Annotated in this window: 8 protein-coding genes; 6 read left to right on the top strand and 2 right to left on the bottom strand. The window is 69.1% G+C overall.

Annotated features, from left to right (window positions below; genetic code table 11):
- Both QMO14_RS31930 and QMO14_RS31925 read left to right on the top strand, forming a co-directional pair.
- A partial coding sequence (locus tag QMO14_RS31930) for a LysR substrate-binding domain-containing protein (protein ID WP_301512084.1) occupies positions 1-313 on the top strand: 313 nt, incomplete at its 5' end.
- A 71-nt stretch (positions 314-384) separates the two neighbouring features.
- Entirely contained in the window at positions 385-2,241 is a 1,857-nt protein-coding gene (locus QMO14_RS31925; protein WP_301512083.1) for an ABC transporter ATP-binding protein, read from the top strand.
- A gap of 15 nt (positions 2,242-2,256) precedes the next feature.
- Here QMO14_RS31925 and QMO14_RS31920 read toward each other — a convergent pair whose 3' ends face one another.
- Positions 2,257-2,685 carry a VOC family protein gene (locus QMO14_RS31920; RefSeq protein WP_125951978.1) on the bottom strand — a complete coding sequence of 143 codons (429 nt, stop codon included), beginning with the start codon at positions 2,683-2,685 and terminating at the stop codon, positions 2,257-2,259.
- A 70-nt stretch (positions 2,686-2,755) separates the two neighbouring features.
- Here QMO14_RS31920 and QMO14_RS31915 point away from each other — a divergent pair, with 70 nt between their 5' ends.
- The 3 genes from QMO14_RS31915 to QMO14_RS31905 all read left to right on the top strand — a co-directional run bounded on the left by QMO14_RS31915 (position 2,756) and on the right by QMO14_RS31905 (position 6,534).
- Positions 2,756-3,361, top strand: a complete 606-nt coding sequence (locus tag QMO14_RS31915; RefSeq protein ID WP_301512082.1) for a TetR/AcrR family transcriptional regulator — start codon at positions 2,756-2,758, stop codon at positions 3,359-3,361.
- 348 nt (positions 3,362-3,709) lie between these two features.
- Entirely contained in the window at positions 3,710-5,110 is a 1,401-nt protein-coding gene (locus QMO14_RS31910) for a DUF2868 domain-containing protein (protein WP_301512081.1), read from the top strand.
- Entirely contained in the window at positions 5,107-6,534 is a 1,428-nt protein-coding gene (locus tag QMO14_RS31905; protein WP_301512080.1) for a GTPase/DUF3482 domain-containing protein, read from the top strand. Before QMO14_RS31910 ends, QMO14_RS31905 begins: the two co-directional genes overlap by 4 nt.
- Here QMO14_RS31905 and QMO14_RS31900 read toward each other — a convergent pair.
- Positions 6,531-7,517 (bottom strand): sialic acid TRAP transporter substrate-binding protein SiaP, encoded by a 987-nt coding sequence (locus QMO14_RS31900; RefSeq protein WP_301512079.1) that lies wholly within the window; start codon positions 7,515-7,517, stop codon positions 6,531-6,533. The genes QMO14_RS31905 and QMO14_RS31900 overlap by 4 nt on opposite strands.
- Positions 7,518-7,729: 212 nt before the next feature.
- Between QMO14_RS31900 and QMO14_RS31895 the strand changes: the two genes are divergently transcribed.
- A partial coding sequence (locus tag QMO14_RS31895; RefSeq protein WP_301512078.1) for a dihydroxy-acid dehydratase occupies positions 7,730-8,564 on the top strand: 835 nt, incomplete at its 3' end.

Here is an 8,564-nt window from a genome sequence, read left to right as displayed (position 1 = left end):
CGGGCGGATGTTTCCGCTGCGGCTGGTGCCGGCCATGCGCTCGGACGACACCACGCTCACGCTGCACGCGGTGCGCGCGGACATGGGCATCGCCTACATGCCCACGTGGCTGATCGACGACGACATCGCGCAGGGACGGCTGCTGCGGCTGCTGCCGGACTTCGAGGCCACGCCGGTGACGCTCTTCGCGGTCTACACGAGCCGGCAGTACATGGCACCCAAACTGCGTACTTTCATCGACTTCATGGGCGAGCGGCTGGGCCCGCCGGCGGCGAGCCAGGGCAAGCCGCGCGGCACGCTGAACGCTTCCTGAAGAACGCACCTTTTCGGGGCAAGGTCATGCATGCGCGGCTAAAGTCCTGAGCTCTCCGGGAGACCTCGCTCTTGTTCCGATTCTTCGAAAAACTCCTTCATCCCTACCCTGCAGCCGAGCCCTCGATGCCGCCGCAGGGCTTCTTCGCCTTCCTATGGGCCTGCACGCACGGTGTGCGCGGCAAGATCGCGGTGATGGCGGTGCTCACCGCCGCCATGTCGATCTTCGAGGCGGCGCTGTTCGCCATCCTCGGGCGCATCGTCGACTGGCTCGCGGGGCAGGAGCCTTCGCGCCTGTGGCAGGACCGCGGCAACACGCTCATGTGGCTGGCCGCCTTCCTGGTGATCAGCATCGGGGTGGTGGCGCTGCAGACCATCGTGAAGCACCAGACGCTCGCGGTGAACCTGCCGATGCGCCTGCGCTGGAACTTCCACCGGCTGATGCTGGGCCAGAGCATGGCCTTCTACCAGGACGAGTTCGCCGGCCGCATCACGGCCAAGGTGATGCAGACCGCACTGGCGGTGCGCGACACCATCTTCGTGCTGGCCGACGTGCTGGTGGCCATGGGCGTGTACGTGGCCACCATGATCATCCTGGTGGGCGTGCTCGACGCGCAGCTGGTCTGGCCCTTCCTGATCTGGCTGGCGCTGTACATCGGCTCGCTCGTGTACTTCGTGCCGCGCCTGGGCAAGGTCGGCAAGGCGCAGGCCGACGCCCGCGCGCTGATGACCGGCCGCGTGACCGACGCCTACACCAACATCGCGACCGTCAAGCTGTTCTCGCATACGCAGCGCGAGGCCGGCTTCGCGCGCGACGCGATGCGCGAGTTCATGAAGACGGGCTACGGCCAGATGCGGCTTGTGAGCGCCTTCGAGATCGTCAACCACACGCTGAGCATGGGCCTCACGGCCGGCATGGCGGGCGTGGCGCTGTGGCTGTGGTCGCACGGCGCGGTCGGCATCGGCGCCGTGGCGGCGGCCACCGCGATGGCGCTGCGGCTGCAGGGCATGTCGCACTGGATCATGTGGGAGATGACCAGCCTGTTCGAGAACATCGGCACGGTGCAGGACGGCATGAAGACGCTGTCGCGCCCGCGCACCGTGCTCGACGCGGCCGATGCCAGGGCGCTCGAAGTGCCGCGCGGCGAGGTGCGCTTCGAGCACGCGAGCTTCCGCTACGGCGACGCGGGCCGCCGCGTGATCGACGACCTGACGCTGACGGTGAAGCCCGGCGAGAAGATCGGCCTGGTCGGCCGCTCGGGCGCGGGCAAGTCGACGCTGGTGAACCTGCTGCTGCGCTTTCACGACCTGGAAAGCGGCCGCATCCTCATCGACGGACAGGACATCGCGCACGTCACGCAGGACTCGCTGCGCGGCCACATCGGCATGGTCACGCAAGACACCTCGCTGATGCACCGCTCCGTGGCCGACAACGTCGCCTACGGCCGGCCCGATGCCACCAAGGAGCAGATCGAGGCGGCAGCCCGGCGCGCGGAGGCGCACGACTTCATCCAGACGCTGGGCGACGCGACCGGCCGTCGCGGCTACGAAGCGCACGTGGGCGAGCGCGGCGTGAAGCTCTCGGGCGGCCAGCGCCAGCGCGTGGCCATCGCGCGCGTGATGCTGAAGGACGCGCCGATCCTGCTGCTCGACGAGGCCACCAGCGCGCTCGACTCCGAAGTGGAAGCCGCCATCCAGCAGAGCCTCTACACGCTGATGGAAGGCAAGACGGTGATCGCGATCGCGCACCGGCTCTCGACCATCGCGGCGATGGACCGGCTGATCGTGCTCGACGAAGGCCGCGTGGTGGAAGAAGGCGACCACCGCACGCTGATGGCCCAGGGCGGGCTCTACGCGCGGCTGTGGGCGCACCAGAGCGGCGGCTTCCTCGGCGACAGCCTGGAAGAGGACGAGGCGCTGCGCGCCTGATCGGCTCCTTCCCCTTCAGGTCGGTAAGGCGCCGGCCTCGTACTGCGCAACGAACTCGCCCGATGGCGGGATCGGCTTGATGATGTCGATCAGCACCCCGTTCGGGTCGCGCGTGATGAAGTGGCGCTGGCCGAAGGCCTCGTCGCGCAGCGGCAGCAGGATCGGCAGGCCGGCGGCCTTCAGCCGGTCGTGCACCGCGTCGGGGTCGTCCACTTCGAAGTTCAGCAGCGTGCCCCCCGCCACCTGCCCGCGCGCGGCCGCCGGGATGGTTTCGTGCCGGCCGTCGAGCACGGCGAGGTTCACCGAGGGCTCGTCCGCCAGTTGCAGGTGCACGTACCAGTCGCTCGTGAAGAGCGGCGCGAAGCCGAAGTGCGTCTTGTAGAAATCCGCCGTTCCGGCAACGTCGTTGGTCATGAGAACGGGGTAATAGCTCGTCACTTTCACGGTAGGTCCTTTCATTTAACATACAGCCTGCATGTAAATTGAATATAACTTACAGACAGACTGCATGTAAATGAGCAAGACCACATCGGCAACAGTCAGAAGCAACCGCGAACGCACCGAAACCACCCGCCTCGCCCTGCTGGACGCGGCGCGCGCCCTCTTCGTCGGCAAGGGCTACGGCGACACCTCCACGCCCGAGATCGCGGTGGCCGCGGGCATCACGCGCGGCGCGCTGTACCACCACTTCGTCGACAAGCGCGACCTGTTCCGCCAGGTGCTGCAGCGTGAAAGCCAGGCCGTCGCGGCCGACATCGAGGCCGCCGCGCCCGAGCAGCTCTCCCCGCGCGAGGCGCTGCTGGAGGGCAGCAAGGCCTACTTGAACGCGATGACGGCGCCGGGCCGCACGCGGCTGCTGCTGATCGACGGGCCCGCCGTGCTCGGCATGGAAGAAATCATGGCGCTGGACGACACCACCTCGGCCGCGTCGCTGCGCCAGGGCCTGGAGCGCGCCGGCGTGGGCAAGGACGAAGCCTCGCTCGACGCCCTCACGCCCTTGCTCTCGGCCGCCTTCGACCGCGCCGCGCTGGCCATCGACGCGGGCGCGGACGCCGAGGAAACCCGCGCCGCGATGCTGTGGCTGCTGGAGCGCGCGCTCGGCGCCCCTCGTAAACGCTGACAGCCCTCTTCCTGCCCTGCGCTTCGCACCCACCTACAGCACGCGCCGCCCCCTGCCGACACCCGGACCGCGATGCCCACGCGATGCTGGATTCATCTTCAACACAGAGGAGTCCTCGCGTGAATTCCATCATCTACATCGTCGGTCTGGTCGTGGTGGTCGTTGCCGTGCTTTCGTTCTTCGGCCTTCGCTGATCCCGACCCTTGCACATCCCATGAAACGGGGCCGCTCGCGGCCCCGTTCTTCGTCGTGGCCGGCCGGAACGTGCCGGGCATAATTTGCGCGGCCTTGCCCTGTGCCGGGCCTCGATGACTCATACAGATACAGACTGGCTGCGAAGGGACCCTGTTGACCAACACCGCGCTGCGCGACCCCGCCTTTACGGACGCGGTGATCACCGAGGCGATCCGATGGACCGAGCAGAACGGTCCGCTCGACGACGCACAGGCCCTGCGCACCGCGGCCTCCCGCACAGCCGATTCCCATCGCCAGGTCACCGAGCGCGCGCTGCTGCTCGGCGAGCGCATCGGCCTGCAGCCTGAACTCGCGCGGGCGCGGCAGTGGGCGCCGTGGGTGCTGATCGGCATTTCGGCGCTGATCGTCTTGGCCGGCCTCGGGCTCGCGGGCAACGTGGTCGGCGGCGAGCGCCACATCAACGTGATCGTCGCGCTCGCGAGCCTGCTGGGGCTGCATGCGCTGACGCTGCTGCTCTGGCTCGTCGGGCTGTGGCTGCCGCTCGGCTCCTTCAACACCGCGTCGCTGGGCTGGATCTGGCTGTCGCTCACCGCGCGCGTGGCCGGCGGCAAGCGCGGACAGGCGCCGGTGCTGGTGCGCGCGGCCACCGGGCTGCTGTCGCGCGCGAAGCTGCTGCCCTGGTCCTTCGGGCTCGTGAGTCACGGCATCTGGTCGCTGTCGTTCGCGGTGGTGCTGGCCGCGATGCTGTTCGCGCTCGCGTTCCGCAGCTACACGCTGAGCTGGGAGACGACGATCCTGGAGCCTGAATTCTTCGTGCGCGCAGTGCAGGCACTCGGGTGGGCGCCGGCGAAGCTGGGCTTTCCGGTGCCCGATGCCGCCACGGTGATGGCCGCCCCTGGCGCCGCCAGCACCGGCGGGCAGCGCACCTGGGCACTGTGGCTCACCGGCTGCATCGTGGTCTACGGACTGCTGCCGCGCCTTGCGCTGGTGCTGCTGAGYGCGGGCATCCTGCGCAGCCGCCGCAAGGCGCTGCAGCCCGACTGGCACGAGGCCTACTACCGCAAGCTGCTGGCCCGCTTCGCCGCGATGGCGCCGGCCGCCATCGTCGATGCCGACCCGGGCCGCCTGCGCGGCGCCATGCCCTTGAGCCTGCCGGCTTCGGAACTGCACGACGCCCTCTTCGTCCTCGGCTTCGAGCTGCCACCCGACATGCCCTGGCCGCCGGCCGCACTCCCCGCTGAAGTTGCCGCACAGGCACTGCGCATCGACGGCAGCGCCCCCGCGCGCCGCGCCCTGCTCGACCAGCTGGCCCGGGTCCATCCACGCACGGTGCTGATGGTCTGCCATGCCGCCTCCAGCCCMGACCGCGGCACCGAGCGCTTCCTGCGCGAGGTGCTGGCGCATTGCGGCGAATGCCGCCTGTGGCTGGCCGACTCGCCCGATGCCAACGCCACGCAGCGCTGGCTCGACTGGCTGCGCGACACCGGCCTGGAGCGCATCACCGCCAGCGACCGCCTGGACGCTGCCCTGTCCGAAAGCGCCATCGCCCCATGACGCAGCAGCAACAACAGCCCATCCGCATCGCCGTCGTCGGCCACACCAACGCGGGCAAGACTTCGCTGCTGCGCACGCTCACGCGGCGCATCGGCTTCGGCGAGGTGTCGCAGCGCCCCGGCACCACACGCCATGTCGAATCGGTCGATCTCGACGTGAACGGCGAAGCCGCCGTGCGCTTCTTCGACACGCCCGGACTGGAAGACGCCGTCGCCCTGCGCGAGCACCTTGCCGCCGGCTTCGACGCGCAGGCGACGCCGCCGGAGCGCATCCGCCAGTTCCTGCGCGGACCCGAAGCGCATGGCGTGTTCGAGCAGGAGGCCAAGGTGCTGCGCACCATGCTCGACATCGACGCCGCCTTCCTGGTCATCGACGTGCGCGAGCCGATGCTGCCCAAGTTCCGCGACGAGATCGAGCTCCTCAACTCCTGCGCGAGGCCGGTGCTGCCAGTGCTCAACTTCGTGCGCGATGCGGCCAGCCGTGAGCCGGCGTGGAAGGAACTGCTCTCCGCCTACGGCCTGCACGTGCAGGTGCGCTTCGACGCGGCGGCTCCTTTCGTCGGCGCCGAGCAGGACCTGTACGACGACCTCGCCACGCTGCTGCGCGATCGCCGCGAGCTGCTGCGCGGCGTGGCCGATTCGCTGGCCGCCGAGGCCGCGCGCCGGCGCGAATCCGCGTGCTCGCGCATCGCAAGCCTGCTGGTCGATGCCGCAGCGGTGCGCCGCACGGTGCCGTCCACCGAGTTCGCCGACGAAGCGCGCCGCAAGGCGCTCGTCGCCGCGCTGCAGAAGGACGTGTTCGACAAGGCGCAGCGCTGCACCGACGACCTGCTCGCGCTCTACGGCTTTCGCCAGGGCGATGCCGACGAGGCCCCTTTGCCGATCATCGAGGGCCGCTGGACGCTGGACTTCTTCAGCCCCGAGGCGATGAAGGACGCCGGCCTGCGCCTGGGCAAGGGCGCCGTCATCGGCGCAGCGGTGGGCGTGGTGGCCGACCTCGCGGTGGCCGGCATCTCGCTCGGCGCGGGCGCGGCGCTGGGTGGCGCCATCGGCGGCGCGGTGTCGCAGGGCCTCGGTCCGCTCGGGCGCAAGATTGCCAACAAGCTGCGCGACGTGCACGAACTCACCGTGGAAGACGGCGTGCTGTTCACGCTGGCCGCGTGGCAGCTGAAGCTCACGCAGGCGCTGGAACTGCGCGGCCATGCGGCCACGCAGCGCATCGCAACCGAATCGCCCGAGGACGGCGACGCGCCCACGCGCGCCGCCGCCGCGGCGGTGCGCGGCGCTCAACCGGCGCGCAACCATCCCGAATGGGAAACCACCGGCATCTCGTCTCGCAGCTTCTGGCGCCCGTCGCCGCAGCGCGAGGCATTGGTGACGGAGCTGTCGATCGCGCTGCAGCGCGCCTTCGACGCAACGCCCTAGTTCGCCAGCGCCTGCAGCCGCGCATAGTCGCCCGGCCGCGCGCCCAGCTGCTCTGGCGTCGAGCGCCTGACGACCCGCTCCTGGAACAGCTGCCGGTTGGCCGGCGACACGGTCATGCCCTTGTCGCGCAGGAACTTCTCGTCTTCCAGCTCGCCGGCGATCACGCCGACGTTGGTCCACTTCGCGGTGTCCACCAGCACCTTCTCCACCATCGCCTGCTGCTGCGGGCTCAGCCTGCCCCACGCGGCCTTGCCGATGACGATGCCCAGCGTGTCGTAGACATGCGCGGTCAGCAGCACGTACTTCTGCACCTCGTAGAGCTTCTTCGACTTGACGATGTCCAGCGGGTTTTCCTGCGCCTCCACCTCGCTCTTCTTGAGCGAGCCGTACAGGCTCATGAAGGGCAGCGTCACCGGCTTGGCGTCGACCGAGGTGGCGAAGAGCTGGTAGGCCGCGGCGGTCGGAACGTACAGGCGCAGGTCGCGGAAGTCCTCGGGCCTGGCCAGCGGTTTGGCGGAGGTGACCTGGCGCGCGCCGTAGTAGACGGAGGCGACCATGCGGTTGCCGCTCTTCTCGTTGTAGCCCTTCATCAGCTCGGCCAGCAGCGGGCTCGCCAGGTACTTGCGCATGTGGTCGAGGTCCTTGAAGGCGAAGGGATAGCTCCCCAGGCTCAGCGGCGGATAGCCCTCGGCCAGCGTGGCCTGCCCCACGTAGGCGATCTGCATCGAGTCGTTGGCCAGCATCAGCGGAAAGTCGCCCTCCTGCCCCAGCTTGGAGGAAGGCACCACTTCGATCTTGATCTTGCCTTCGGACTGCTCGGCGATCTTGCGCGCCGCCAGCTCGGCCTGCTGGTGGAAGATGCTCGAAGGCTCGTAGACGTGGCCCCACTTGAGCTGCAGCACCTGCGCATGGGCAGCCACCGCTCCCGCGAACGCCATGCAGAGAAAAACACCGGCGCGGCGCCACGGCAACAAGCTTTTCATCGACTCTCCCTCGGGTTGAGAACAGCCCGGCCACATGCAAGATCGAAGCCATGCGGCAGGCGGGTGCCAGGCAACATGTCCGGCGCGGGGATCGTAAGTATTTGAAACCTTATTCGTAACCGGGTTTGCCCGACTGCGGCCCGCGCGCCTACGATGCCTGCACGAGCCGAACCTTCCGGCAGCTCGCGCACCCACAACAAGACCCACATCCCATGTCCGAATCAAAGTTCGAGCCAGACGACAACGACGGCAACGCCAACGCAGGCATGCGCAAGGGCCTCACCAGCTACGGCGACCGCGGCTTCTCGCTCTTCCTGCGCAAGGCCTTCATCAAGGGCGCGGGCTTTACCGATGCCGCGCTCGACCGGCCGGTGGTCGGCATCGCCAGCACCGGCAGCGCCTACAACCCCTGCCATGGCAACGCGCCGCAGCTCATCGAAGCCGTGAAGCGCGGAGTGATGCTCGCGGGCGGGCTGCCGATGGAGTTTCCGACCATCTCGGTGCACGAGAGCTTCGCCGCGCCGACCAGCATGTACCTGCGCAACCTGATGGCGATGGACACCGAGGAGATGGTGCGTGCGCAGCCGATGGACGCGGTGGTGCTCATCGGCGGCTGCGACAAGACGGTGCCGGCGCAGCTCATGGGTGCGGCATCGGCCGGGCTGCCGGCGATCCAGCTCATCACCGGCTCGATGCTCACCGGCAGCCATCGCGGCGAGCGCGTAGGCGCCTGCACCGACTGCCGCCGCTACTGGGCCCGGTACCGCGCGGGCGAGATCGACGCGGAGGAAACCGCCGACGTCAACAACCAGCTGGTGGCGAGCGTGGGCACCTGCTCGGTCATGGGCACGGCCAGCACCATGGCCTGCATTGCCGAGGCTCTGGGGATGACGGTGCCGGGCGGGGCCACGCCGCCGGCGGTCACGGCCGACCGCATCCGCATCGCCGAGCAGACCGGCGCGCAGGCGGTGCGGATCGCGCGCGAGCGCCTCACCATCGACAAGGTGCTGACGCCCGCCGCCTTCGAGAACGCGATGCGCGTGCTGC

The sequence above is a fragment of the Variovorax sp. CAN15 genome, from assembly GCF_030462475.1.
Lineage (GTDB): Bacteria > Pseudomonadota > Gammaproteobacteria > Burkholderiales > Burkholderiaceae_C > Variovorax.
This window is presented reverse-complemented; position numbering and strand designations above follow the sequence as displayed.